This is a genomic window from Bradyrhizobium guangzhouense (genome assembly GCF_004114955.1).
In the GTDB taxonomy this organism is placed as follows: domain Bacteria; phylum Pseudomonadota; class Alphaproteobacteria; order Rhizobiales; family Xanthobacteraceae; genus Bradyrhizobium; species Bradyrhizobium guangzhouense.
Genome location: NZ_CP030053.1, coordinates 6,657,977 through 6,683,914 on the forward strand (window position 1 = coordinate 6,657,977; position 25,938 = coordinate 6,683,914).

Annotated in this window: 21 protein-coding genes and 1 tRNA gene; 18 read left to right on the forward strand and 4 right to left on the reverse strand. The window is 61.6% G+C overall.

Annotated elements, in window-relative coordinates:
- Positions 1–170 precede the first annotated feature (170 nt).
- Positions 171–3,221, reverse strand: a complete 3,051-nt coding sequence (locus XH91_RS31760) for an ATP-binding protein (protein ID WP_128954256.1) — start codon at positions 3,219–3,221, stop codon at positions 171–173.
- Between the two features lie 283 nt (positions 3,222–3,504).
- Between XH91_RS31760 and XH91_RS31765 the strand changes: the two genes are divergently transcribed.
- The 3 genes from XH91_RS31765 to XH91_RS31775 all read left to right on the forward strand — a co-directional run bounded on the left by XH91_RS31765 (position 3,505) and on the right by XH91_RS31775 (position 6,208).
- Positions 3,505–4,005, forward strand: a complete 501-nt coding sequence (locus XH91_RS31765) for a hypothetical protein (protein WP_128955058.1) — start codon at positions 3,505–3,507, stop codon at positions 4,003–4,005.
- Positions 4,006–4,051: 46 nt separating this feature from the next.
- Positions 4,052–5,422 (forward strand): MATE family efflux transporter, encoded by a 1,371-nt coding sequence (locus XH91_RS31770; RefSeq protein WP_245470664.1) that lies wholly within the window; start codon positions 4,052–4,054, stop codon positions 5,420–5,422.
- Positions 5,423–5,662: 240 nt separating this feature from the next.
- Complete coding sequence (locus XH91_RS31775) at positions 5,663–6,208, forward strand: hypothetical protein (RefSeq protein WP_128955059.1); 546 nt, start codon at positions 5,663–5,665, stop codon at positions 6,206–6,208.
- Positions 6,209–6,432: 224 nt separating this feature from the next.
- On the opposite strand, the gene XH91_RS31780 is transcribed toward XH91_RS31775, so the two are convergent.
- Positions 6,433–7,185, reverse strand: coding sequence for an SDR family NAD(P)-dependent oxidoreductase (locus XH91_RS31780; protein WP_128954258.1), 753 nt, complete (start codon positions 7,183–7,185; stop codon positions 6,433–6,435).
- 96 nt (positions 7,186–7,281) lie between these two features.
- Here XH91_RS31780 and XH91_RS31785 point away from each other — a divergent pair, with 96 nt between their 5' ends.
- Positions 7,282–7,593, forward strand: a complete 312-nt coding sequence (locus XH91_RS31785) for an ArsR/SmtB family transcription factor (protein WP_128955060.1) — start codon at positions 7,282–7,284, stop codon at positions 7,591–7,593.
- A gap of 228 nt (positions 7,594–7,821) precedes the next feature.
- On the opposite strand, the gene XH91_RS31795 is transcribed toward XH91_RS31785, so the two are convergent.
- The gene (locus XH91_RS31795; RefSeq protein ID WP_164933517.1) at positions 7,822–8,535 is read right to left on the reverse strand and encodes a GntR family transcriptional regulator; all 714 of its coding nucleotides are present in this window, start codon (positions 8,533–8,535) and stop codon (positions 7,822–7,824) included.
- A gap of 170 nt (positions 8,536–8,705) precedes the next feature.
- Here XH91_RS31795 and XH91_RS31800 point away from each other — a divergent pair, with 170 nt between their 5' ends.
- The 10 genes from XH91_RS31800 (at position 8,706) to XH91_RS31840 (ending at position 20,265) form a co-directional block, all read left to right on the forward strand.
- On the forward strand, positions 8,706–10,346 hold the full coding sequence (locus XH91_RS31800; RefSeq protein ID WP_128954261.1) for a sugar ABC transporter ATP-binding protein: 1,641 nt from the start codon (positions 8,706–8,708) through the stop codon (positions 10,344–10,346).
- Entirely contained in the window at positions 10,343–11,680 is a 1,338-nt protein-coding gene (locus XH91_RS31805; RefSeq protein WP_128954262.1) for an ABC transporter permease, read from the forward strand. The genes XH91_RS31800 and XH91_RS31805 overlap by 4 nt, the downstream gene beginning before the upstream one ends.
- 37 nt (positions 11,681–11,717) lie before the next feature.
- Positions 11,718–12,641: a substrate-binding domain-containing protein gene (locus tag XH91_RS31810; protein WP_430644517.1), complete on the forward strand. Its 924-nt coding sequence runs from the start codon at positions 11,718–11,720 to the stop codon at positions 12,639–12,641.
- Between the two features lie 132 nt (positions 12,642–12,773).
- Entirely contained in the window at positions 12,774–13,367 is a 594-nt protein-coding gene (locus tag XH91_RS31815) for a DUF1349 domain-containing protein (RefSeq protein ID WP_128954264.1), read from the forward strand.
- Between the two features lie 263 nt (positions 13,368–13,630).
- Positions 13,631–15,160: a tyrosinase family protein gene (locus XH91_RS31820; RefSeq protein ID WP_128954265.1), complete on the forward strand. Its 1,530-nt coding sequence runs from the start codon at positions 13,631–13,633 to the stop codon at positions 15,158–15,160.
- Positions 15,123–15,947: a DUF2182 domain-containing protein gene (locus XH91_RS31825; RefSeq protein WP_128954266.1), complete on the forward strand. Its 825-nt coding sequence runs from the start codon at positions 15,123–15,125 to the stop codon at positions 15,945–15,947. Before XH91_RS31820 ends, XH91_RS31825 begins: the two co-directional genes overlap by 38 nt.
- A gap of 300 nt (positions 15,948–16,247) precedes the next feature.
- Positions 16,248–16,421, forward strand: a complete 174-nt coding sequence (locus XH91_RS39115; protein ID WP_164938309.1) for a hypothetical protein — start codon at positions 16,248–16,250, stop codon at positions 16,419–16,421.
- A gap of 118 nt (positions 16,422–16,539) precedes the next feature.
- Positions 16,540–17,538, forward strand: a complete 999-nt coding sequence (locus tag XH91_RS31830; protein ID WP_128954267.1) for a radical SAM protein — start codon at positions 16,540–16,542, stop codon at positions 17,536–17,538.
- Between the two features lie 670 nt (positions 17,539–18,208).
- Positions 18,209–19,150: a DUF6895 family protein gene (locus tag XH91_RS31835; RefSeq protein WP_430648529.1), complete on the forward strand. Its 942-nt coding sequence runs from the start codon at positions 18,209–18,211 to the stop codon at positions 19,148–19,150.
- A 314-nt stretch (positions 19,151–19,464) separates the two neighbouring features.
- Positions 19,465–20,265: a hypothetical protein gene (locus tag XH91_RS31840; RefSeq protein WP_128954269.1), complete on the forward strand. Its 801-nt coding sequence runs from the start codon at positions 19,465–19,467 to the stop codon at positions 20,263–20,265.
- Positions 20,266–20,654: 389 nt separating this feature from the next.
- On the opposite strand, the gene XH91_RS31845 is transcribed toward XH91_RS31840, so the two are convergent.
- Positions 20,655–20,731: transfer RNA gene (locus tag XH91_RS31845), tRNA-Met, on the reverse strand.
- A gap of 308 nt (positions 20,732–21,039) precedes the next feature.
- On the opposite strand from XH91_RS31845, the gene XH91_RS31850 reads away from it, so the two are divergent.
- From XH91_RS31850 to XH91_RS31865, 4 genes are all read left to right on the forward strand, one after another.
- Entirely contained in the window at positions 21,040–22,485 is a 1,446-nt protein-coding gene (locus XH91_RS31850) for a coniferyl aldehyde dehydrogenase (RefSeq protein WP_128954270.1), read from the forward strand.
- A gap of 122 nt (positions 22,486–22,607) precedes the next feature.
- Positions 22,608–24,200, forward strand: coding sequence for a GMC family oxidoreductase (locus tag XH91_RS31855; protein WP_164938310.1), 1,593 nt, complete (start codon positions 22,608–22,610; stop codon positions 24,198–24,200).
- A 307-nt stretch (positions 24,201–24,507) separates the two neighbouring features.
- Positions 24,508–25,020: a CvpA family protein gene (locus XH91_RS31860; RefSeq protein WP_128954272.1), complete on the forward strand. Its 513-nt coding sequence runs from the start codon at positions 24,508–24,510 to the stop codon at positions 25,018–25,020.
- Positions 25,021–25,136: 116 nt separating this feature from the next.
- A complete protein-coding gene (locus tag XH91_RS31865; RefSeq protein ID WP_128954273.1) occupies positions 25,137–25,919 on the forward strand; it encodes an SDR family oxidoreductase in 783 nt (260 codons plus the stop codon).
- Positions 25,920–25,938 lie beyond the last annotated feature (19 nt).

The window sequence follows — 25,938 nt, forward strand, 5'->3', positions numbered from 1 at the left end:
AGCGCCAACGGTAACCGACCTTGGCGCCCGCGCAAGGGACTTTGTCGTCACAGCGTCCCGGCAGCACGCGCAAAGCTCAGAACAACCCCATGCACAGTAGCTAAATCCTTGCATCGCCAGCAAGAATCGTTCGGCCCGTCGGGCAAGCGCGCGGCGAGCCCGATTCCGCCTCAGGCGAGTTGATCGCCACCGGCGAGCATGCTGTTCAGCATCGCCTCGGCTTTCTCCCGCAGCGGCTTTGCACCGCTTTCCGAGGCGATGGCGATCGCAGCGCGGAGCGCAGCGAGGATCATGGTCCGGTCCTCGCTCGCGGGCGGCGTCACCACGGCCTCGCCGAACAGGGCCTCGGCCTCGAGGCCGGAAAAGCCCTGCTGCCGCGCGGTGTTGCGCGCCTCGCGCAACATGTTCTGCGCCGCCCGGACATCGCCGAGCTGGTTGGTCGCAAGCGCCAGGTAGATCGAGGAGCGCAGCACCGCCGAGGTATAGCCGACGGCGCGCGCCTCTTCGCGCGCTTCAGTCAGCATGCGGCGCGCCCGATCGAACAAGCCCTGCTCCAGATAGGCCATGCCGAGATGGCAGGCGAGCACCGGCACGAACAGCCGGATGCCATGCTTCTGCGCCAGCACAAAACCGTCTTCGAGAACGGTGGCGGCCGCTGCCGCATCGCCCCGGCCCAGCATCAGCCAGCCGCCGCTATAGGCGGCAGCGACGCGATCGTAGGGACGGCCGGTCTCGTCCGCGATCGCGGCGGCCTCGCGCTGAAGCTGCTCGGCGGCGTCGAACTCCCCCAGGACGGTGTGGGTGATGCTACCCATCATGCAGCAAAGGACCAGGAGAGACTGCGGCGTCGTCCCGATCGGCGCACTGGCTGCCGGGCCGGCGAGATGGGCGCCAGCCGTGGCCAGCATCTCTTTGGCGCCACGGTACCGGCCGGCCAGAAAATAGGCCTGACCGAGACCGTATTGCGCGAGATTACGCCAACCGGGATGACCGGAGCTTTCTGCCAGAGCAACGACCTCTTCACCGATCGCAACGGCCTCGACCGGGGCGCCATAGAAGTTCTGGGCGCCGGCCCTTACCGTCATGGCGGCGACCTTCCGTCCGATATCGTCGATCGCGCCGGCGCGCCGTTCGGCCTCTTTTCCCAAGTCCAGCCATTCGGCGACCTGACCGGATGCGATGAACGTTGCCCGCGCCTCCATCCGAAGATCGATGGCGTCGATCTCCCGCATGCGGGTCGCCGGTGTCTTGTCGAGGGCGACCATCGCAATCTCGAAATAATTGGCGGCATCAGCGAAAGCCGAGCGGCCTAGCCATTTTCTTCCTGCGCTTCTGCCGTGGTTGAACGCTTTGTACCAATCCTTGGCCCGCACAGCGTGATAGCAGAGCGTATCGGGCTCATCGGCACGGCTTTCGTCGCTCTCCAGCGTCGCAAGAATGCGCGCGTGAATATCGTCGCGCACCTTCTCGACCATCGATTCGTAGGTCACCTGGCGAACCATCTCGTGGCGAAACTCCAGCGAATCCTCCAATTCGCTGTCGATTCGAACCAGCAGCTCGGCGCGATCGAGAGAGACAAGACAGCCGCGTAAGGCGTCCTCAGGCAAGAGCGAAATGTTCCGCAGCGTGGCCTCGCTCGCACGCGCCCCCAGTGCGGCCGCGACCTGCAAGACGGAGCGCTCCTGCTTCGGCACCCGGTCAAGGCGCGCCGCAATCACACCCTGAATGCTGCTGGGAATGCCGAGCTCGTCGATCGGGCGCACCAGCGCGAGGTCGCCCCATTCGCCGCGCAAGGTGCCGCTGTCCTTCAGCCCGCGGCAGACCTCCTCGATGAACAGCGGCACGTTGGCCGTGTGGGAAATGATCCGGCTCTTCAGATCGGCATTGGTCGCCGAGGACCCGAGCATGTCGGACAACATTTCCAGCCCGGAATCGTCGTCGAGCGGCCGCATCGCGACGACCTCGGCGCGGCAGCGTGCAATCCAGACGGGCATCCCGTTCGGGCGGGTGGTGAGAAGCACGAGGAGGCCGGGCACCGGCAGCGATGCGATGGCGGCCACAACGCCGTCGCTCGCGCGGTCGATCCAGTGCAAATCCTCGAGCAGGAGCAACGTCCGCTGGCGACGAGCCATGGCCGCGACGACGGCACAGCTTGCATCGGAGATCGCGCGTCCCCGCGCGTGAGGCTCCAGCTCGCTCCATCGCTGATTCGAGATCGGCACATCGAGCACCGCGTCGAGTGCGCATTGCTGTATCTCTGGAAGGTTCCTCCTGGGATCTGTCGGACTTTCGGTGCCCTTGGCAATCGTGTCCAAAGCAGTAAGCAAAAACCGCTTGAGCGTGCTGAACGGAGCCCCCTGGAGGTTCGGGCTGCACTCGGCGTCGATCAACCGCCAGCCGTTGGCCTTCTGCGCCTGGGCAAATTCATGAGCGAGCCGCGATTTGCCAATACCGGCATCGCCGAGCAACAGAACCGTCTGACGGGTCGCCCCGGCCCCCTCCGCAGCGCGCGCCAGAAGTGCCCGCTCGGTCGCGCGGTCGACAAAGCGGGAGACGCTGCGCGCCCGTCGCACTCGCCAGCTCGACAGGTCGCTCGCGCCCACAATCCGGTACACCGGCACGGGCTGGCTGAAGCCGCGCAACAACTTGCCACCCAGAAACTCGAAGCGGACATGCCCTTCGGCGAGTGCCTGACAGGCTTCCGACACGTAGATCTGATTCGCCTCAGCCGCCGCCTCGAGGCGCGCGGCCAGATGCTGAGCCGGCCCCCCCATCTCGTAGACCTTGGAGAACTCGCTTGCGACCATGTAAGCGACAACATGGCCGGAGTGGACGCCCACGCGCACCTGAAGCCCTGCATCGCCAAGACCTGCAACACGCCGGACCAGCTCGATCGCCGCATGGCAGGCCAGCGGAGCATGATTGTCGTCCGCAATCGGAGCCCCGAACACAGCCGCAACTCCGTCCCCTAGCTCCTTGCTGACGATGCCTCCGAACTGACGCACCGCACCTCTCATCGCGACCAGGGCCGGCTCCAGGCGCGAGACCGCCTCCTCCGGGTCTAGCTCGGCTATGAGCCCCGTCGAGTCGATGACGTCGGCGCGAAGAATCGTCACGAACCGGCGTTCGCTGTCCGGCTCCGAACGACGCACAGGCTCCCCGCATTTGGAGCACCAGTTATCGCCTGGATCGATCTTCGACTGACACGCGACGCATTGCATTTCTGTGCCTTCCGAGGTCCATGCGCCAGTCTACGTTGATCAGCGCACGCGAAAACCTTGGCGCAAGATTACCTATCGGAAGATTCATGGCAATCGAACTCGAAAGAAGTATCGCAACATCCAGGCAGCCCGTCTGGACGAAGCATGGTTGCGAATGGTAGCTTTTACGCGCGCGAATATGGGGCCGCGCATTCTGGGGGCGCCGAGGCTTTCGTTCCGGCCAACGAGCTTTGCTGGGCTGCACGTTGCCCTGATTAAACAGATCACAGCGAAGGACTGGGCAATGGGCGGACGGACGTACAACGGCAAAGCTTTCAAAGACTTGATGAATAGCAACTACTACCCGCTGAGCAACATGAAGAAGAGTGTGGCCAAACTCAAGGCCTCGGAAGACATTGATCTGCCTACCCTGGAATACGGACAGTACCATCTAATTCTGACGCCGGCTTCGAAGTGGCCGCAAGGCAGTGCCAAATACTGGCACAAGGAGAAGGGCCGGGCTCGCGTCGACCTCAGTACCCAACCCAACACCGCGCCCCTGTCCAAGGACGAGCCCGGCGTCATACCTCTGACCCGGTGCGACCTGCTCGATGCCTGCGTCCGGAAGTGCTTCAACTCCGAGCCGCCGATCCCGATGAAGACCAACATCATCACCCACGCACCGAGCGATGCCTATGCCCATAGGCACGAGATCCGCTTGGAGTGGGAGTACAAGAAGGGCTCGGACAAGCCGACGCTGCTGCATCTGACGATGGTCTGTCCGTACAGGCCAGAGAGGGATTGAGCTTGGGCTGATCCTGGGCCGGCAGATCGACGAAAGGGAGGATTCGTTGCCGCAGCCCGCTCGCCAAACCGCGAAAGAGCTGCTCGACGGACCGATTCTGCCGACGCTGCTCTCACTTGCCTGGCCGAATGCGCTCGGGTTTTCGGCCGGAGCGCTCGTTGCGATCGCCGAGACTTCATATATCGGCAGATTGGGGATCGAAGCGCTGGCCGCGATGGCGCTGGTATTTCCCCTCGTGATGTTGACCATGAGCATGGCCGGCGCAGCCATGGGCGGCGGCGTAGCGGCAGCTATTGCTCGCGCACTCGGTGCCGGCGACCGTGACCGGGCCGAGGACCTAGCGACGCACGCGCTCCTGATTGCGATCGTCTTCGGCCTCGCCTTCATGTTGGGCATGCTGGTCGGCGGCCGGCGATTGCTCGAACTATTGGGCGGCCGGGGCGACGTGCTGGAGCAGGCAACCGCGTATAGCCGAGTTTATTTCGGCGGAGCGGTGCTGATCTGGCTGGTCAATATTCTAGCCGGTGTCTTGCGCGGCACAGGCAACATGAAACTGCCGTCGCTGTTGGTCATCAATTCCGCGATCTGCCAAATCATCCTCGGCCGCACGCTGGGTCTTGGTCTCGGGCCGGTGCCGCAGTTCGGAATGCCGGGCGTCGCGACGGGATTGCTGATTGCCGGAACCACAAATATTGCGGCGATGTGCTGGTATCTGTTCTCTGGCCGAGGTCGCATCGCGCCGCGCCTACGCGGATTTCGCATGCAATGGGCATTGTTTGCCGACATCCTCAAAGTCGGCGTCGTCGCCTGTTTCTCCCCGCTGCAAAACGCACTGATCAACCTCATTCTCGCTCACCTTCTGGCCGCGTTCGGCACCGCTACCCTTGCGGCCTACGGCATCGGCACGCGCCTTGAATATGTGCTCGCGACCATTGCCTTCTCCTTCGGCGTCGGCTCAGTGCCGATGATCGGCGTCGCGATCGGCGCAGGGCGCACGGCGCGCGCTCGCAGGGTGGCCTGGACGACGGGGCTCGTGGCCTTCATCGTGATCGGCGCACTAGCAGGCGCCGTCGCGCTGGTCCCAGACCCCTGGATAAGTCTCTTCATCGACGACGCCAGCGCACATGCCGCCAGCCGGCAATTTCTCCGGACCGTCGCACCTTTCTATGCCCTTATCGGACTGGCCTCGGCGATGTACTTCTCGTCGCAGGGCGCAGGTAACGTGCTTGGCCCAGTGCTGGCGCAGACGGTGCGCCTCATCTTCATCGCGCTTGGCGGCTGGTATTTAATGTCAAAGGCGGCAACCCCAGGAAGCTTCTTCGCGCTGATCGCCGCATCGATGATGTTGCTCGGTACCCTTTCTTGCGTAGCAGTTGCGCTTACGCGCTGGGGACCGAAGGCCGATACGAAGCGTTAGCTGAACTTGGCGAGCGGCGTCCCATTCCTATCGGCAACTCCTCGGCGCGAGGTCGAGCAAGGCGCTGCATAGTTTGCTGACCAGCGATTCCTGATCTGGACAACTCACTCTTAAGTAGTATCATTCCAGTGTCATGCGAGGCGCAGGCTTCAAATCGAGGGACGATAGGCTCTCGTTCAAGCCGAAACGTTTTGCGTGCGGCGTATCTTTTCCACGGAAGCCATCGAAGGGGTCGAATGCATGGGTATGGTAGCTTACAGAGGCCGACCGTTTAGGGACCTGATGAACGCGAACTATTATCCTTTGGAGAACATGAAGAAGAGCGTCAAGAAGCTCAAAGCCTCGCCAAACATTCACCTGCCGACACTGGAATACGGCCAATATCAGCTGATACTAACGCCGAAGAGCAAATGGCCGCAAGGCAGCGCGAAATATTGGCACAAGGAGAAGGGCCGCGCCCGGGTCGATCTCGAGGTCCAGCCGAACACTACGCCCCTATCCAGGGACGAGCCCGACGTCGTTCCGCTGACCCGATGTGCGTTGCTCGATGCCTGCGTCCGCAAGTGTTTCAATTCGGAGCCGCCAATCCCGATGAAGACCAATATCATCACGCACGAGGAGAACGATCCCGGCGCAAACACCCATGAGATCCGACTGGAGTGGGAGTATGAGGGAGACAGCAATACGCCTTCGTTGCTCCACCTCACGATGGTCTGTCCGTATAAGCCAGCGCGCGATGCCCGGGTTCAATCTATCGAAGCCGGCGAAGGTCTGAGCCTGGGCTAGATCGCGGAACCCTTGGATCTAGGCTCGGCGAGAGTCTTCGAAGACATCAAGGCGCGGGCCGGCATGTTACCGGCCCGCTTCTGTCGAACCAGAGGGGATCACTGGAGCGGCGACCGGGCTCAATCGAGCCGCCATTGCTGCCACTGGCCCCGTGCCTCAGGCGGTGGGTTTCGCAAGAGCTCAAAGCCATCGTGCGAGCTGGGCCGCTGGAGCATCTCTACTCGCTAGCGAAGGCCGCCGGTGACGTGAAGTGTCTCGCCGGTGACGTAGGACGCATCGTCGGATGCGAAGAAGGCCACCGCGGCAGCGATCTCCTCGACCTTGCCGATGCGGCCAAGCGGGGTCGTGGATTCGATCCACTTGCGCATGTCGCCCTCGTGCAGGCCCGCCGACACGACGCCTTCTGTTGCGATCATGCCGGGATTGACGGCGTTGACGCGAATCTTGCGCGGCGCGAGCTCCTTCGACAGCACGGCGGAGATCGCATCCACCGAAGCTTTGGTCGCGGTGTACACGGCGGTGTTTGCCGGCGCGATGGTCGATACGCCGGAAGAGATGTTGATGATACTTCCACCACTGGCGTTGAAGTGCTTCGCCGCTTCACCCGAAATCAGCAGCAGGCCGAGCACGTTGAGGTCGAAATGTTTGTGGAAATGCTCGGGCGTGATGGCCTCGAGCGGGGCGAACTCGTAGACGCCGGCATTGTTGACGAGGATGTCGATCGCACCGAACGCCTTCACCGTCTCCGCGACGACGTTCTTCACGTCCTTAGGCTCGGCCAGATTGCCATGGACCGCGACGGCTTTGCCGCCCTTGGCGGTGATGGCGGCGACCACCCGGTCGGCGGCCTGCTTGCTGGAGCTGTAATTGACGGCAACCGCCGCACCCTCGGCCGCGAGCCGGGCGGAGATTTCGGCACCTATGCCCTTGGATGCGCCGGTCACCAGCGCAACTTTGCCTTCGAGTCTCTTGGTCATCGCATGTCTTCCATCGTTCGGCGGGATGCCGATATTCAATAGTTCAATACTAGTGAACCATTGAACTCATTCAAGGGAGGTGCTATATTTTTGAGCATGGCGCAGTTCGTTCACCCGGCGCGGGAGGAGATCACACTGGCCGGGGTGCTTGGCGCGCTGGCCGATCCCATGCGGCTGCGTATCGTCAAGAGTCTGGCCACGCAGAAGGATTGCATGTCGTGCACCGAGGCGGCGCCTTGTCCCGACATGGCGAAATCGACCCTGTCGAACCATTTTCGCATTCTGCGGGAGGCCGGCCTGGTCCGGACGTCAAAGCAAGGCGTCCAGCACCGCAACGTCCTGCGCGAGGAAGACATCAACGCGCGATTTCCGAAGCTGCTCAAGATGATCCTGAGCTTTCCGGAGTGAAGCATTCGCGCTGGACGCGGAGGCTTATTCGCGCGTGGCGAGTGAGGGTTCTTCCTCTTGTGGATTGTCCCGTTGCGGAGACACCCTCTCCCCGACCCTCTCCCGCAAGCGGGAGAGGGAGTATAGTGCCGATGCCGCCGCATCGTGCAACCATATGCGATAACTCTCCCCGCTTGCGGGAGACGGTCGGCCGCAAGCAGCGATCGATTCAACCCAAGCCGTTCCGCTTTAGCTCTCGAAGAAGCCGGGATGCTTCTCCACGAAGGCCTGCAGCTCGCGTGCGACGCGGTCGAGATGGTTCGCCATCTCGCGTCTGGCCTTTTCCGGATTGCGATCTGCAATGCCGCGGAAAATCGCCTCGTGCTCCGTGTAAGTGCCTTTGGGGCGACCCGGCTCGGGCAGCAGCGTGCGGCGAACACGCTCGAGGTGAGTTCGGATCGGGTCGAGAACCTCGCCGACCCGCGCGAGGCTCAGGCTCTCGGTCATCTGGCGATGAAACCTGGTATCGAGCTCGTGGAAGCCTTCGAGGTCTCCACTCGCGATCGCAGCTTTTTGATAAGCGAGATTCTGACCGAGCGTGGCGATCGCATCATCCGACATGCTGGCCGCGCAGACGCCGACGATTTCGACCTCCAGCGCGCGACGCATCAGCATCCACTGCCGGACATCCTCGAGATGAATCTTGGCGACGTAGGAGCCGCGCTGCGGCTCGACCACGACCAGGCCCTCGAAGGCGAGCCGGTTGACCGCCGTCGTGATCGACAGCTTCGACACGTCGAAGCGCGCGCACCATTCGTTCTTGTCGATCGGCGTTTCCGGTTGAAGCGCGCCCGAGACGATGGCGCGCTTCAGCGCAAGATAGGCCTGATCGACTTTCGAGCCGCCGGTGCTGCGCCCGCGCGCCGCCCTCGCGCCGCCACTGAACCCGCCGATTGAATGCATGCTGTGTTCCCCCGGCCGATCTACACATTTCGTTGCCGCGATGCCAATCGCGCGGCCAAAAGGCTTGACGAGCATCAACTGATATAACTAGCATATCAGTCAACAAACAAGATCGTCACCTGCGGCTCGATGTCTTCTCTGGGACCGACGGCACGCCGGGAGGAAAGCCAATGGAGCCACGTTTCGGCGCGCTCGGGGCGGACGAAGAGCGCGGTGCGTCGCGCTCGTCTCGCGTGGTCGAACTCGGCAGCCGCGCCGGCGTGCCTGAAAGCCACGCCGTCCTCCGCGCGGAGCGGATCTCCAAATCCTTTGCCGGCGTGAGGGCGCTCCACGACGTCGACTTCGAGCTGCGCCACGGCGAAGTGCACGCGCTGATGGGCGAGAACGGTGCCGGCAAGAGCACCCTGATGAAAATCCTGGCCGGCGTGCACACGAGCTACGCCGGCACCATTGCGGTCGAGGGCCAGGCTGCGGCCTTCAGCGGCGTGCGCGATGCCGAAGAGGCGGGCGTTGCCATCATCCACCAGGAGCTCAACCTCGTTCCCGAGCTGAGCGTCGCCGACAATATCTTCCTCGGCCGGGAACCGCTGATCGGCGGCGTCTGGATCGACCGGCGCCGGATGGTCAGAGCCGCCGAACGCCTGCTGACGCGCCTTGGCGTCGCCATCGCGCCTGATACCAGGATATCGGGCTTGCGCGTCGGCGAGCAGCAGCTCGTCGAGATCGCCAAGGCGCTGTCGCTCAACGCGCGCATCCTCATCATGGACGAGCCGACCTCGGCGCTGTCGTCGTCGGAATGCGAGACGCTGTTCAAGATCGTGCGTCAGCTCGCAAGCGAAGGCGTCGCGATCATCTACACCTCGCACCGCATCGAGGAGGTGATGGAGCTTGCCGACCGCGTCACCGTGCTGCGCGACGGAAGGGGCGTGGTGACGGCCCCAATCGACGAGCTCTCGCGCGGCGCCATCATCTCGGCGATGGTCGGCCGCGAGATGGCTGCGAACGAGCGCGGCATAGCCGTGAAGGATGGCGCGGTCGTCCTTGCGGTCGCAGACCTGACGCTGGATACGCTCGGGCCGCACGGATGGCGGCGGACGCTGCACGGCGTCAGTTTCGAGCTGAAGCGCGGCGAGATCCTCGGTATCGGCGGCCTGCTCGGGTCCGGCCGGACCGAGATTCTGGAATCGATCTTCGGCGTGGCGCGCGGCTGGCGGAGCGGCCGCATCGCGATCGAGGGTGCGGCGGTCGAGATCGCCTCTCCCGCCGACGCCTATCGTCTCGGCGTCGCGCTCGTCAGCGAGGACCGCAAGGAGCGCGGGCTGCATCTGGCCGCCTCGATCTGCGACAATGTCGCGCTGCCCTCGATCGGCGCGCTCTCGCGATTTGGCCTGCGCGCCTTCGCCAGGGAGCGCGCACTCGCCGCCGACATGGTCAAGCGATTGTCGGTTCGCTGCACCGGCATCGGCCAGGAAGCCGCCGCGCTGTCCGGCGGCAACCAGCAAAAGGTCGTGATCGGCAAGTGGCTGGCGACCGAGCCGCGCATCCTGCTCCTCGACGAGCCGACCCGCGGCATCGATATCGGCGCCAAGCAGGAGATCTACCGCTTGATCTTCGATCTCGCCGCACAAGGGCTCGGCATCATCGTGGTCACCTCGGAAATGCCCGAGCTGCTGCTGTTGTCCGACCGCATCCTCGTGATGTGCGAGGGACGGCAGACCGGGATCCTCGCGCGCGAGCAGGCGACGCAGGAGACTGTGATGCGCCTTGCGGCGCCTGGCATGGCGAACTGGTCGCAGGAAGCCGTATCATGAAAGCCTTGTTCCGCCTGCTCTCCCGCACCAAGCTCTATTGGGGTCTCCTGCTGATCTGCCTGATCGGCGCCCTGATCTCGCCGCACACCTCGTCCGGCCACAACATCTTCCTGTCCTACGGCAATCTGACCGACGTGCTGCGCCAGGTCTCGATCACCGGCCTCGTCGCGACCGGAATGACCATGGTCATCCTGCTCGGCGGCATCGATCTGTCGGTCGGCTCGGTGATGGGCTTTTCGACGGTGATCTGCGCGATGCTGCTGACCAAGCCCGGCTGGACCTCGGCGTCCGTCCTCGGCGTGCCGGCGGCGATCCTCGTTGGCGGCACTGCTGTGGCGCTGGCTGCGCGCTTCGTGTTCTCCGGCCTCGCGCGTGGCCGCGACGTCAGTGCCGGACGGCGACGCGAGATCTCGCTGCCGCGCTGGCAGAGCATCGGCCTGCCGGGATTGCTGGGCCTCCTCGCCGCCGTCGCGATCGGCTGGTGGACGATCAACCAGGTGCCGGGCAAATTCGGCGTTCTCGGCGTGCTGGTGATCGCGCCTTGTCTCGCGATGCTGCTCGGCGGCATCAACGGCCTGTTGATCGTCGCCGGCCGGCTGCAGCCGTTCATCGCCACGCTCGCGATGATGGTCAGCGCACTCGGCATCGCGCGACTGACCGCGGGGTCCGACAATGCAGTGGTGCCCGTCTACACCGGCACCAATGCGACCGAGGCCTTCGAGCTGCTGCGCTCGATGCTGTGGGGCGTGTTGCCGGTTCCGAGCGTGTTCTTCCTCGCGGCGATCTGCCTGTTCGGGGCGATCCTGCGTTTCACCACCTTTGGGCGCTATGCCTACGCGATCGGCGGCAATGTCGAGGCTGCAAAGCTGTCCGGCATCAAGGTCGCGCAGGTGCAGCTCACGGCCTATTTGCTGTCGGGCCTGCTCGCGGGGATCGCCGGCGTGCTGTTCGTCGCGCAATACCGGCAGGGCAAGCCCGACGCAGGCACCGGCCTCGAGCTCGACGCCATCGCCGCCGTGGTGATCGGCGGCACCAGCCTGATGGGCGGCCGCGGCGGCCTCGCCGGCACCTTCGTCGGCGTCCTGATCTTCGGCCTGCTCTCCGACATCCTGCAGCTCCAGAACATCGACTCCAACGTCCAGCTGGTGATGAAGGGCTTGATCATCGTCTGCACCGTGCTGGTGCAGGAACAGAATCTCGGCCAGCTCGCCGCACGATGGCGGCACCGCAAATCGGGCGAAGCACAGGCCGATCCGAGAACGGTCGAAACCCATCGGCCGCCAAGCGCCGCAAAGGCTGAACTCGCAAGGGAGGATCTCGATGAAGCGTCGTGAATTCTTGAAGCTGTCGACCACCGCGGCAGGTGCCGCAATGACGATCTATCTGCCCGCCGGCTGGACGCCGGCCAGGGCTGCCGGCAAGTCGAAAGTCGGTTTCAGCCAGTGCACCACGCTGGAGCCGTGGCGCGTGCAGTTCAACAAGGACATCCAGGCTGAAGCCAAGAACCATCCCGACATCGACCTCATCATCACGGATGGCCAGGACAAGACCGAGAAGCAGGTCGCCGATTGCGACAATCTGATCGTGCAGCAGGTCAACGTGCTGCTGATCTCGCCCAAGGAATCGGCCGGCCTGACCGGCGTGGTCGAGAAGGCCATCGACGCCAAGATTCCGGTCATCGTGCTCGACCGCAATGTCGACACCAAGCGCATCACCCAGTTCATCGGCGGCGACAATGTCGCGATCGGCAAGGCGGCCGGCGAGCACGCCGTGAAGCTGCTCGGCGGTCCGGGCAAGGCCGCCGGCAACGTCGTCGAAATCTGGGGCGGCATGGGCACCCAGCCCGCGCACGACCGCCACGACGGCTTCCACGCCTTCACCGACAAGGAGCCCGGCATCAAGTACCTGCTCAACAACCAGTCGGGCGACTGGAAGCAGGACAAGGCCTACGACATCATGACGACGGCGCTGCGCAACAACGAGAAGATCGACATGGTCTATGGCCATAACGATCCGATGGCCTATGGCGCCTATCTCGCCGCCAAGGACGCCGGCCGCGACAAGGACATCAAGTTCATCATCGGGATCGACGGATTGCCTGATGAAGGCGTCACCTGGGTCTCCAAGGGCCAACTCACCGCGACGTTCCTCTACGCAACGCCAGGCGCGGAAGGATTGAGGCAGGCGGCAAAGCTGCTCAAGGGCGAGAAGCTCCAGCCCGTCATCACCCTGCCGACGATGCTGATCACCAAGGAGAACGCGCCCGACATCCTGAAGAAGAACGGGCTGCTCTGATTTGGCCACACTGAAATGCGTGTTGGAGAGCCGGGTGCGTCGTTGCGCATTCGGCTCTCTGTTCGTCTTGCGGCTGTCTTGCCGCAACAGCTCGACATCAGGCGGTGTCGGCCATTTTCCCCGAGGTTCGACATGAGCGCTGACATCTTCGCCAGGCAGGATGGCGTCTGGCTGAATGAACCGAAACGCTGGACCGCGCAGGGCGACAGCCTCGCGCTCGTCACCGACAAGGCCACCGATTTCTGGCAGAAGACGCACTATGGGTTTTGCCGCGACAGCGGCCATTTTCTGGGCTTTCCGACCGCGGCGGCGTTCACCGCCGAGCTGCGGATCCAGGGCGACTTTCAGGAGCTCTACGATCAAGCCGGCATCATGGTGCGCATCGATGCGCAGCACTGGCTCAAGGCCGGAATCGAGTTTTCGGACGGCCGCGCGATGCTCTCGAGCGTCTTGACCATTGGGCAGTCGGATTGGGCAACCGCGCCCTATGAGCACGATGCCGGCGATTTCCGGATGCGCGTCACCGTCGCCGACGGCGTCGTTCGATTGCAGGCGTCGGCTGACGGCAGGACCTGGCCCCTCGTCCGATTGGCGCCGTTCGCCGCGGCGCGATCCTTTCTCGTCGGGCCGATGGCTTGCACACCGGAACGCGAGGGATTGCCGGTCAGGTTCACGGGATTTTCGCTGAAATCGCCGCTCGGCAAGGATCTGCACGATCTCAGCTAGCGAAGCCACCCTCTCCCGGCGGCGGCCGGCGCCAGAAACACCGCTCGCGCCGGCGATTCAAACCTGCTATGTTTCAACCATAGATTTCGAGCTCGATTTCATTGTAGCCGCGATTGCGGCGGCGAAACGTCCGCGATGGGCGTCCAGATAACTCAAATACCGGTGTTCAGGGCCGAAGGGTAACCGAAGCGATTGATCAGGCGGAAGCGGCCGTCTGCCCTCGAGGCGGATCAACGCCGCACGCAAAACACGAGGGCAGTGCCATGCTGGTTCGGAAGAACGTCTGGGAATTAGGCGGCGACTGGGCTGATCCGATTCTCTGGTATGCGCGCGCGGTTGGCGCGCTGAAGCCCAAGCCGATCAGCGATCGAACCAGCTGGCGCTTCTGGGCCGGCATGCACGGTTACAACCAGGGCCTGTGGGAGTTCTATGGCTACAAGGCGGCCAAGGAAAAATTGCCGGCGAAGGCTGATTTCGACGAATTCTGGCAGCAATGCCAGCATGGCAGCTGGTATTTTCTCCCGTGGCATCGCGGCTATCTGATCGGGTTCGAGAAGCTCATTCGCGCGACCGTCGTCAGCCTCAAGGGACCGGCCGACTGGACCTTGCCCTACTGGAATTATTTCAAATCCGGCCAGAACGGCTTGCCGCCGGCGTTCGGAAGCCCGGACTGGCCCGACGGCAAGGGCAACAACCCTCTCTTCGTCGAACAACGGTGGGGGCCTGACCCCAAGAAGCCCGGCAAGGTCTTCGTCCCGCTCAATGCGGTGAACCTGGATGCGATGGGCATTCACGAGTTCACGGGTGTGGCCAGTGGCGGCGATCGCGGCTTCGGCGGCGTCGACACCGGCTTCGAGCACGGCGGCACCAAGCATGGCGACATCGAAAGCCAACCGCACGACCAGGTTCACGGCCTGGTCGGTGGGGAGAAGATGTTCCCGAAAGCGAGCCCCCGGCCATTGCCCGGATTGATGTCCGCACCGGATACGGCGGGCCTCGACCCGATTTTCTGGCTGCACCATGCGAACATCGATCGGCTTTGGCAAAGCTGGCGGCTGAGCGACCACAGAAACACCGATCCGGAAGAGAGCAGCTGGAAGAAGGGGCCTGCCAGCCACGGCAAGCACCAATTCGTCGTGCCGTTGCCGGACGGTTCACCCTGGGTCTACACGCCGCAACAGATGTCGGACTTTGCCGGCGTAGGCTATACTTACAGCGATTTCTCGCCGGCCGGCACGCCGCTGGCAGCAGTTGCCAGCGCGACGGCGGCACCGTCAGGAGCGGCTACGATGGCGAAATCGACCGGAGCGGCAGTCGAGGTGGTTGGCGTCAGCGCAAAGGCGCTTGCCGTTGCAGGAAACGGTGCGCAGACCTCCGTCCCGGTCGAACCGCAGATGCATGCGAAAGTCGCGAGCAAGATGGCCACCACGGCCGCGCCGGGTGCGCGGGAGGAGCGGGTCTTCCTCAATCTGGAGAACGTGCGCGGCTATTCGGATGCGACCGTCCTGCAGGTCTATGTGCACTTTGCGGGCAAGGACGGCACGCCGTCCGCGGAGCGGCAAGTCGGAAGCATCGGGCTGTTCGGCATCACCAAGGCGACCGAGACGGATGCCGGGCATACGGGCGGCGGCTTGTCCTACGCGCTGAACATCACCAAGCCCTACCAGGAGTTCGCCGGTTCGGCGAATGTCGATCTCGCGAACATCGGTGTTCGTCTGGAGGCCGTCGCGCCGGTGCAGCAGTCGGCCGAGGTGAGTGTCGGCCGCATCAGCATCGTGCGGCAAGGCGACTGACGGCAGCACCATGACGCCCGCGGCCTATGAGCGTCTGCAGATCCGAATCCCGCTTGCCATCGCCGCTGCCGCCGCGTGGGCGGCGGCCGCGCTGTCGCATGAACGCAAGCTCGTCGCTTTCTGCAGCAGCGACGTCTGGACCGCGATATCGCTCGACCAGTTTGCGCTGGCCATCACGTTCTCTTCGCCTGCAAGCCTCGCCGGCGAATGGATGCTGATGGTCGCCGCGATGATGATGCCGATGCTTGCCGGCGCCGTGGGACACGTCCGCGCACGAAGCCTGCCTCGCCGGCGCAAGCGGTCGCTTGCGCTCTTCGTGATCGGATATTGCGCGATCTGGGGCGCTTGCGGCATTCCGATCGTGCTCGCAATGCTGACGCTCCGACTCATGCAGCTGTCACCGGTGGTGACGATCGCGCTGGTGGGAAGCCTAATTCTGATCTGGCAATTTTCGCCCGCGAAGCAACTCTGCCTCAATCGCTGTCACGACCAGCCGCCGCTCGCAGCCCATGGGATCGCGGCGGACCTCGCCGCTCTCGGATATGGCGTCACGCAAGCGATCTGGTGTTGTGGAACATGCTGGGCGCTGATGCTCGTTCCGTTGATGGCGCAGGACGGGCATCTCTTCGCCATGGCCGCAACGAGCGCCTATTTGATCGCCGAACGCCTGGATCCGCCGCGGCGTCCCGCCTGGGAGATACGCTGGCCATCGACCATCGTCAGACTGCTGTGGTTCCGGCTCAGCCTTTGGCGACGCTCGGACAACGCGGGACGTGTCCGAGCCTGATCTGCGGGATCGCCCCGGTTGCACTGGCAAAAAAACCCGGCAATCCGTTCAGATTGCCGGGCTCCATTTGGTTGCGGGGACCCGCAGCAGACGCATCCCAAGACTCCCGCAAATCGTCATTTCTCTAAGCCTTTGAGAGCTAGGTCACTTCACCCATCACGTCGAAGCCCGCGTAGCAGGTGCATTAGAGGTTAGCGACCGAGTTCGTCACGAATCGATGTTGACAACGGCCCTCTGAAAGGACAACATTAGCGTGTATTATGGGCATTGTACTATCACGAGAGATTAAGGGAGAGAAACATGGCTACCGGTCCTCACGTACAATTAAAGCCGGAAGAGATTACCATCGACAAGGACGGGAAAGTGGTGATCAACAACCATTCGTTGTCTTCACAGCTGTCGTCTGAATTGCAGAAGATCAAGAACGGCGGCCCTGTCACAACCGGCTTTATCAAGATCGATATCATTTGTTGATCGTCACCGCGCGTAGACCGCATCGCGCCGGTTAGCCGCTTGCGGTCTGCGACACGCTCAATGCCTTACGACATGACAATAGACTTTTTTCTCGGTTTGCCATCTCGAGGTTCCGAGCATGTTAGATGCTGGCTTTTATCAGACCGATGCTTTCCGCTTTGCGATCAATGATAGAATCCTAGAACTTATCTTGCTCCCTACAGAAGCGTGTAATTTTCGCTGCACATATTGTTACGAAGATTTCTTGCACGGTCAAATGAAAGACGAAATTGTGACGGGGATCAAGGCCCTGATTTCACGTCGGATAAATGATCTCGACTGTTTAAAAATCAGCTGGTTTGGCGGTGAGCCGCTCCTCGCTCGGTCCACCGTTTTAGAAATTTCGAAGCACGGCAATGATTTGTGCGCGGCCAACGGCTTAGTGTTCATATCTGACATCACGACTAATGGAGCTCTACTCTCACGCAGTCTGGTCAACCAGTTGTGGTCTGTGGGGGTGAGAGATTTCCAAATATCACTAGATGGTCCGAAGTATAGACACGATGGCACTCGTCTACGCGCAAACGGGCGGGGATCCTTTGATCAAATCTGGGCCAATTTGCTAGGAATAAAGGAAAGCGGCTTAAGGTTGAACGTGACGTTGCGGGTTCATGTCACCACTGACAACCTTGGAGATATGCCTGATTTTTTTACAGAGCTTGATCGCACATTCCTGAACGAGGACGACCGATTCTCTGTGATCCTAAAGCCGATCGAGCGCCTCGGCGGAAAAAATGATAATGCTATTGGTGTATTGTCGGCTGCGCAACGCAACGACCTAATCGCTACCTTCGGGCAATTGGTCCAGGCAAAAAGGTCATCCAGCGTCACCAAGAAGAACGAAGACCATTTAATCTGCTACGCTGCAAGACCAAATTCCCTCGTTATTAGATCTGACGGCCGAATCGCCAAATGCACAGTAGCGCTTAGAGATCGGCGCAATGTGATAGGAATGCTGTCAGAGGATGGTTTTTTGCAGGTTCAAAACGATAAACTGGCGCCTTGGGTTCGTGGCCTCGCCAGTCTTGATCCTTCGGAGCTAGAGTGTCCTTGGGCCAATTTTCCAATCACTGGATAATTTTAGGATAAACGCTTGCCCCACATCGATGTCGACACAGATCAGCTGGATCAGTGTCGCTCACGGATTCTATCCGCGTGCGCATGCATCATGACGGGGTCTCGCGGGTGGCCAGCGGTCATTTCAGAGCTGGAGCCTTTTCCGCGAAAATGGCAGCTCTTTGTTCTAAGAAATGTTTCTAGCGAATTGGCAACGGCAATGTTGCTTAGTAATACGGGCCTACAGATTGCACCGTACTTGGTTGAAAGCTTTCGGGCGTTTCCGCGTTCTGCTCTAACGGGAGCTAGAGGTTATGCCGCCAACTATGTCACTGCTGAACTATATCGAAGAGCCTGCGGCCAAGAACTTCTTAAGGCAGACATTGGCATCTTTCCTCTCCCTCCAAAAGGATTGGATGCTTTATCAGACTGGGCGAGCGACGCTGTGTCACTTGCTCTCCCGATGTTTGCAGACGTACACCAACAATTTCGACTAGACGCAACATCTTTGGCGCGCTGCGCGTGCCTTTCCGCCATGCGTGAGAATTTGCTAAACGCGGTCGCTTGCCTCCGCTGGTTACGACTGATGGTAGCTAAAGGCGAATTCCAAACCTTCGACAAACAGCTTACACAATATTTGACTCGGCCCGGACAGAGGGGAGACGTCCGCTTTCAACTCTCGATCCTGTATCATGCTAGTGCGCAGACCAGCGATTGATACACCATCTCGTGTTGCCCTTGCGCAACGCGTGCTTGGATGGATCATAGCGCGAAAGGACTTATTCCGCTTAGCGATATCTGATGACGCTAGTCGCGTGCGGCTGGTGAAGCCGCTCGGCGAACTGACCATTCTCGCCGGCACTGCTAAGATGCTGTCCAAGCAAACGATAATTCCTAACGCTCTATCGGACCAGTTACTCCAATTTTGTTGGGACGAATTGAATGGGGGCGATCTGCTTGCCGAACTCATTCGGCGTTATCCATCCTGTCTCATTTTCGTGTCTGTCTATGCCGTGTTATTTTCTAACGGCTTCTTTTGCGAGCGATTGCATGCAGCAATATTAGAGAAGACGAGCGTTAGAGGATATTGTGAAATCGAGCTTCCAGCTTGGCAGCAATTAGATGTAGGAGTTGCCCTCGACGAACTTGGTATTACATCTCCTTGGAACGTTACTGAGCTTTACGAACGTACTTGGCTCGGGCAGAGACTCGAACCTTGGTCTGCATGGCCAGGGGCAGCGTATTCTGTTACTCATACCGTGTTCAGCGTCACACGAATGGGGCGAGCCACCGACAAACTTCCAGAAGCGTCCCAAGAGTATCTTCGTTTATGGATGCCCGTGTGGCAGGTCTTCTACGCCCAGCTGCAACAATTTGACTTACTTTCTGAGCTCGTAGCGACAGCACATTGCGCAGGCTTTCAATGCGACGACGTCGACTTTTTTGAGATTCTTAAATCGCATCAATGCAAGGATGGACATATCCCCTCTCCAGAAGGAGCAACTCGCTCGGTTTGTATTGGTGAGACGGCCCCCGAAAGAATCTATTTCTTAGAGCAGTATCACACATCAATAGTTGCGCTTCTTGCGATGCTATTTGAGCTAGAGCACGGGGCAGAAAGACCGGACAAATGATTTTCGCCGAGGGCGAGAAGAGGTTTCTCACGCCGTGCGATCGACCTACCTTTTTGCCGTTTATCGATGAGGCCCAAAAGCTATCCGAATTTTACGATTGTAAAGCTTCTCTATTTGATAGGAGCGACCGCAGTCTGGAAGAGATATTTTGGTTCCTTAATAGAGTTGCCCTTGTCTGCCATAGGGCAAGCGAGACACGATTAGCGCGAAGATTGTGTTGTCAAGAGCTCAAGCTGTCTTCGAGTTTATATTCCGCGACCACTCGGGACTGGCCTCTCAAATTAAGTCTACAGCCGTGGATAAATCTCGCACGCTTGGATTTCTCTGCCGGGCATCTGGACACCGCTGTTTTTCGACTGAGGAAGCTTCAGTGGTGGAGCGAAGGCATTTGCTCATTCAAGCTTGGCCGCATTGAGGTGCCAAGCGAGTGGATTGACCGAATGGAGCAGATCGAGCCGGGACTACGGGCTTTTCTTGAGAACGCAACTACCGTTGAGATGCTTTGGTTTCTCGCAAAGTCGAACCGCTGGGATAGAGTTGTCTCACTGGTTGAGCTGTTACCCGAAAAGCTATCAAAGCTATCGGTGGCGCAGGAGGCCTATGTATTGGGCTTAACGGAAACGGCCGGCATTCAGCGTGGCCTGAATAGAGCGATAAAAAAGGTCAACGAAGAAACAGGCTGGGGTCGATTAGTCTTCGCTGTACGAACCGCTCAGCTGCTGCAGAAGAAAGCAGACCCTTCTACCGGCATCTACGTTCTCGGTTTAATTGAAGCTGTGTTCGAGACACTTCACGGCTCCTTATCAGCCGAACAGGTGAAAATATTGCTCCAAGTTGCGCGGCTCGCCTTGGAGACAAAACTCTCCAGCGAATTAATAGAGCGATTTAATGTGGAACTGCTCAATCTCTGCCTCAATACAAAGGACGTACTTGTCGTGGCCGAAGCACGGGAATTTTTCCTGCGCTGCACCGATGTCGATAAATCAGCTGTGAACAAATTGTGCGAGGGATGGCGTGCGAACACTGAAGCAGTGGGATCTAACATCGTCCTTGAGCAGCTTCTCCATCGGGCTCGAGAATGCGTCAATCTTGTCAAACTACCATTGGACTCGTGAATCCAGCGTTGATCCGTAGCGGAGATCGTAGCAGGCACCCCAGACCTGCGCCGATTGAAATTTTCTCCAATTGTCGGGCTTTACTCGCCTTCGACAGCCAACCTCGCCTTGGCTGACGGTCAAGTCGTGAAACCGTTGAAGGCAGGCACCTCTCCTCCGATGGTCTAGCACGAGGTACTCATGATCCGTGCCGAGCGCGCCGCTAGCGCCCAGTGCTGGAGGTCCTTGGCGACGTGACGCTAGACGACGCCGCTTCGGGCGAACGCAACCGAGGCAAAGGAAGGACCTTCGTTGTCCTTCGTTCGTCGTCGCTGTTGGTTGCGAGTTCAGAGGTAGCAGAAGACAAAAAGCCCTCGAAATCAAAATGATTTCAAGGGCTTAATGTTTTTTGGTTGCGGGGATAGGATTTGAACCTATGACCTTCAGGTTATGAGCCTGACGAGCTACCGGGCTGCTCCACCCCGCGTTAAACCGTTGCGCGCCTTCTGAAAGTGCCGGGGACGGTGGATTGAGGGCCAGCGCGGTGCGCGCGGCTTGCTTCTCCCGTCCCGAAGGCTTCCCTGGAAGGCAACCCCGGGCAGAGCCCGTCGGGTGCGGGGGGTATGTACCAACCCGGGCTGTCTTTGGAAAGGGCTGTGGGGACGTTTTTTTCGACTTTGTGACAGCTAACGGGTGCCGATTCCGGCCGATTTGCCGCACACTTGCCAGAAGTTCCACAAACCGCCAGCTTGCGGCAACAAAACAGCGGCCAGACGCCGGACAGGGAGGAGCGCCATGGACAAGATTGTGGACCGCCCCCCGGCGAGCGCCCCGCTGGCTGCGCTGACGGACGCCTTCCAGGCCATGGTTGCCCGCTCGCGGGCCGAGGCGCCGGCCGATTGCGCCGAGCGGCTCGACCGGCTGGCGCGGTTGCGCGCCGTGGTCGCCGACAATGAAGAGCGTTTCCGGCAAGCGATCTCCGCCGATTTCGGCCACCGTTCGGCGGTCGAGACCACCATTGCCGAGGCGATGCTGGTATTCTCGGAAATCCGGCACGCCGCGAAGCATTTGAAGACCTGGATGGCGCCGCAGCGCGTGGCAACCGCGCTGCAATTCCTGCCCGCACGCAACCGGCTGATGCCGCAGCCGCTCGGCGTCGTCGGCATCATCGCGCCCTGGAATTACCCGCTGCAGCTCACGCTCGCGCCCGCGATCGGCGCGATCGCGGCCGGCAACCGAATCATCATCAAGCCGAGCGAGCTCGTGCCGCACTTTTCGGCGTTGCTGAAGGAGACAGTCGCCGAGAAGTTCGATGCCGGCGAGTTGCTCGTCACCGGCGTCGAGGACGAAGTCGCGAAGGGTTTCGCACATCTGCCCTTCGATCATCTCGTCTTCACCGGCTCGACCCGGGTCGGGCGGCTGGTCGCGGAAGCCGCCGGGCGCAATCTCACGCCTGTCACGCTCGAGCTCGGCGGCAAGTCGCCCGCGATCATCGATGCGTCAGCCGATCTCGACGAAGCGGCCGAGCGCATCGCCTATGGCAAGCTGCTCAATGCCGGGCAGACCTGCATCGCGCCCGACTATGTGCTGGTGCCGGAATCCACGATGCAGGGTTTCGCCGAGAAGGTGCGTGCCGCGATGCGGCGCATGTTCGGCGCTGACCCCGCCAACAAGGACTACACCTCGATCATTTCCGACCGGCACTATGCACGGCTCGAGGCGCTGGTCGCTGAAGCAGCGCAGCATGGCGCAAAGATCCTGCAACCGGCGAAGGCCGACGATCCCAACTGGAAGGCGCACCGCAAATTTCCACCGACACTGATCCTCGGCGCGACCGAAGACATGGCGGTGATGCGGGAGGAGATCTTTGGTCCCGTGCTGCCGGTGCTGGGCACGCGCGAGCCGGCCGACGCCATCACCTTCATCAACCGCCGTGACCGGCCGCTCGCGCTGTACTGGTTCGGCAAGGATCGCGCGGCCCGTGACGAAGTGCTGACGCGCACCGTCTCCGGCGGCGTTACCATCAACGACTGCCTGTTTCACTTCGCGCAGACCAACCAGCCGATGGGCGGCGTCGGCGCATCGGGCACCGGCGCCTATCACGGCGAATGGGGATTCAAGACCTTCAGCAAGCTGAAGCCGGTGTTCTATCGCTCCAAGTTCAACCGCCTTGCCGATCTCTATCCGCCCTATGGCGGCAAGATCGCGCGGCTGGAGAAGATGATGCGGTTCATGTCGTAGGTCTCAACGCTGTCATTGCGAGCGCAGCCAAGCAATCCGGACTGTCACGGTGGAGGGATTCTGGATTGCTTCGCTGCGCTCGCAATGACGAAAAACAAAGAACCTTAATGGGGGGAAAATCAGTGACTGACACATTCGATTTCATCGTGGTGGGCGCGGGTTCCGGCGGCTGCGCCGTGGCGGGGCGGCTGACGGAGGATGCGGCGACATCAGTGGCGCTGCTCGATGCCGGCGGGCGCAACGACAGTTGGCGGATCACCACCCCGTTCGGGCTCGCGCTGCCGTACAGCGCGGCCAACTGGGCCTTCGATACCGTGCCCCAGAGGGGCTTGAACGGCCGCATCGGCTATCAACCGCGTGGCAAGGGCCTTGGCGGCTCCTCGGCGATCAATGCCATGGTCTATATCCGCGGTCACCAATGGGACTACGACCACTGGGCCTCGCTCGGCAATGACGGCTGGTCGTATGCGGACGTGCTGCCCTATTTCAAGCGCTCGGAGAACAATTCCGATTTCGACGGCGAATATCACGGCAAGGGCGGCCCGCTCCATGTCAACCGGCTGCGCTCGGACAATCCGATCCATGACATCTTCCATCAGGCCGCGCGCGAGGCGCAATTCCGCATCCGCGACGATTTCAACGCGGAGGACCACGAAGGCCTCGGCAGCTACCAGGTGACGCAGCACAAGGGCGAGCGCTGGAGCGCGGCGCGCGCTTATGTGAATCCCCACCTGGACAAGCGCACGAACTTACGCGTCGAGACGGGGGCGCACGCCACGAAAATCCTGTTCGAGGGTGGACGCGCGGTCGGCGTCGAATATGTGCAGGGCAAGCAAAGGAAGCAGCTGCGCGCCGGCCGCGAGGTGATCCTCGCCGGCGGCGCGTTCCAATCGCCGCAACTCCTGATGCTGTCGGGCATCGGCGATGGCGAGGCGCTGGGCAGGCACGGTATCGGCGTCACGCATCATCTGCCGGGCGTCGGGCGCAATCTTCAGGACCATCCGGATTTCGTGTTCGTCTACGCCTCCGACTATCCGCACTTCGTTCACGCCTCGCTCGGTCGATTGCCATCGCTGCTGCGCGGCATCCAGCAGTACCGCAAGGAGAGACGTGGCCTGATGACCACCAATTTCGCCGAGTGCGGCGGCTTTCTGAAGACGCGGCCCGATCTCGACGTGCCTGACATTCAGCTCCACTTCGTCATCGCGATGCTCGACGATCACGGCCGCAAGAAGCACAAGGAGGCAGGCTTCTCATGCCACGTCTGCCTGCTCAGGCCGAAGAGCCGCGGCAGCGTGTGGCTCAGAAGCGCCGATCCGCTCGCTGCACCGATGATCGATCCGAATTTTCTGGGCGAGCCGGAGGATCTCGAGTCGATGGTCGCGGGCTTCAAGACCACGCGGCGGCTGATGGAGACGCCTGCGCTGCGCGCGCTGCAGAAGAAGGACATGTTCACGTCGGACGTGCGCACCGATGACGACATCCGCAACGTTTTGCGCAACCGCGTCGACACGGTCTATCACCCCGTCGGCACCTGCAAGATGGGCACCGACGCCATGGCCGTGGTCGATCCGAAGCTGAAGGTGCACGGCGTGGACGGCTTGCGCATCGTCGACGCCTCGATCATGCCGACGCTGATCGGCGGCAACACCAATGCGCCGACGATTATGATCGGGGAGAAGGCGGCGGATATGATCAAGGGAGAGATGCGGTAGCGCGCGGCTGTCGCGTCATTCTCCGCTGTCGTCCCGGCGAAGGCCGGGACCCGTGGCCACAGGGAGTAGTTTGGCGAAAACTGGTCGTGGCGCGGTATTGTCACCTACGCTTCATCGATAGATAACGCGGTATGGGTCCCGGCCTTCGCCGGGACGACAACCAAAGATATTTTCTTTACCGACGTTGAATAGTCATGGAGCGGATGCAGTCTTTCAGCCACGGAGCCGCAAAATACAGACGATTTTAGCGATCTGAAACCGGAACGATCGGTTCGGCGTTCATTCGTTCCATGGCAGGGTTTCGCTCATGAACAGTTTCGATCTCGCGGTCTATGCGGCGCTCGCAATCGCCATCGGCTTCGGCTTCAGGACCGGCCTGCTCGGCAGCGCCATGACCATCCTCGCTTATCTCCTCGCGGCTCCCATTGCGGTAGCGCTGATGCCGCTGATCGTGCCGCAGATCGCCGGCAATCCGAACGCGCCGCTCGTTCAAAACTGGACCTGGTTCTTCGGCATCTTCATCGTCGTCGGCATGCTGTTCGGCTATATCGGCCGCCTCGCGCTGAGCGACACGATCCGTGACGCCGGCATCGGCGACCGTCTCGGCGGCGCCGCGCTTGGCGCCGTCAGGGTCGGGCTCGTCGCCACCACGCTGGTGCTGGTGTTCGACCAGATCGTGCCGCCGAACCACCAGCCGCCCTTCCTCGTCGGCTCGCATCTGCGGCCGCTGTTCTCGGCGGTCGGGCAGATGGGCTTCAAGTCGCTGCCGCCGGAAGCCGCCGAGGCGATCGACCGCCTCAAGCAGGAGCGGCGCATCTAGTGCATCGCCGCAGCTCACGCCATGCATTTTGACGCGGGCATTTCCCTTATCAGCGGCGCTGATGTTGGCTAGAGTGCGCCCGTTCAAAACCTGCTGCTATTTTCGGGAGTGAAACAGTGGATCTTGGGATCAAAGGTCGCCGCGCCATCATCTGCGCATCCAGCAAGGGCCTGGGCCGCGCTTGCGCCTTCTCGCTGGCGGACGCCGGCGTCGATGTCACGCTGACCGCGCGCGGCGCTGACGCGTTGAAGAAGACGGCCGACGAGATCCGGAAGGCCTATCCAAACGTGAAGGTCACCGAGATCGTCGGCGACATCACGACGCCTGCGGGGCGCGAGGCCGTGCTCAAGGCCTGCCCCGAGCCCGATATCCTGATCAACAATGCCGGCGGCCCGCCGCCCGGCGATTTCCGCAACTGGACCCGCGACGACTGGATCAAGGCGATCGACGCCAACATGCTGACGCCGATCGAACTGATCAAGGCGACCGTCGACGGCATGATGGCGCGCAAGTTCGGCCGCATCGTCAACATCACCTCGGCCGCGGTGAAAGCGCCGATCGACATTCTCGGCCTCTCCAACGGCGCGCGCGCCGGCCTCACCGGCTTCATCGCCGGCCTGTCGCGCAAGACCGTGATCAACAACGTCACCATCAACGGCCTGTTGCCGGGCCCGTTCGAGACCGATCGCCTGACCGGCACCGCGAAGGCCGAGGCCGACAAGCGCGGCACGACGCCGGAAGCGATCCTGGCCGAGCGCGCCAAGCTCAATCCCGCCGGCCGCTTCGGCCAGCCCGACGAGTTCGGCTATGCCTGCGCCTTCCTCTGTGGCGCCAAGGCCGGCTTCATCACCGGCCAGAACATCCTGCTCGACGGCGGTGCCTTCCCCGGCACGCTGTGAGAGCGGTCTGGTCCGAGCA

Bases quoted from the DNA above. Each gene is read 5' to 3' on its own strand.
- XH91_RS31760 (WP_128954256.1), bottom strand. From the start codon at position 3,221: ATGCAATGCGTCGCGTGTCAGTCGAAGATCGATCCAGGCGATAACTGG.
- XH91_RS31765 (WP_128955058.1), top strand. From the start codon at position 3,505: ATGGGCGGACGGACGTACAACGGCAAAGCTTTCAAAGACTTGATGAAT.
- XH91_RS31775 (WP_128955059.1), top strand. From the start codon at position 5,663: ATGGGTATGGTAGCTTACAGAGGCCGACCGTTTAGGGACCTGATGAAC.
- XH91_RS31780 (WP_128954258.1), bottom strand. From the start codon at position 7,185: ATGACCAAGAGACTCGAAGGCAAAGTTGCGCTGGTGACCGGCGCATCC.
- XH91_RS31785 (WP_128955060.1), top strand. From the start codon at position 7,282: ATGGCGCAGTTCGTTCACCCGGCGCGGGAGGAGATCACACTGGCCGGG.
- XH91_RS31795 (WP_164933517.1), bottom strand. From the start codon at position 8,535: ATGCATTCAATCGGCGGGTTCAGTGGCGGCGCGAGGGCGGCGCGCGGG.
- XH91_RS31800 (WP_128954261.1), top strand. From the start codon at position 8,706: ATGGAGCCACGTTTCGGCGCGCTCGGGGCGGACGAAGAGCGCGGTGCG.
- XH91_RS31805 (WP_128954262.1), top strand. From the start codon at position 10,343: ATGAAAGCCTTGTTCCGCCTGCTCTCCCGCACCAAGCTCTATTGGGGT.
- XH91_RS31810 (WP_430644517.1), top strand. From the start codon at position 11,718: ATGACGATCTATCTGCCCGCCGGCTGGACGCCGGCCAGGGCTGCCGGC.
- XH91_RS31815 (WP_128954264.1), top strand. From the start codon at position 12,774: ATGAGCGCTGACATCTTCGCCAGGCAGGATGGCGTCTGGCTGAATGAA.
- XH91_RS31820 (WP_128954265.1), top strand. From the start codon at position 13,631: ATGCTGGTTCGGAAGAACGTCTGGGAATTAGGCGGCGACTGGGCTGAT.
- XH91_RS39115 (WP_164938309.1), top strand. From the start codon at position 16,248: ATGGCTACCGGTCCTCACGTACAATTAAAGCCGGAAGAGATTACCATC.
- XH91_RS31830 (WP_128954267.1), top strand. From the start codon at position 16,540: ATGTTAGATGCTGGCTTTTATCAGACCGATGCTTTCCGCTTTGCGATC.
- XH91_RS31835 (WP_430648529.1), top strand. From the start codon at position 18,209: ATGCTAGTGCGCAGACCAGCGATTGATACACCATCTCGTGTTGCCCTT.
- XH91_RS31850 (WP_128954270.1), top strand. From the start codon at position 21,040: ATGGACAAGATTGTGGACCGCCCCCCGGCGAGCGCCCCGCTGGCTGCG.
- XH91_RS31860 (WP_128954272.1), top strand. From the start codon at position 24,508: ATGAACAGTTTCGATCTCGCGGTCTATGCGGCGCTCGCAATCGCCATC.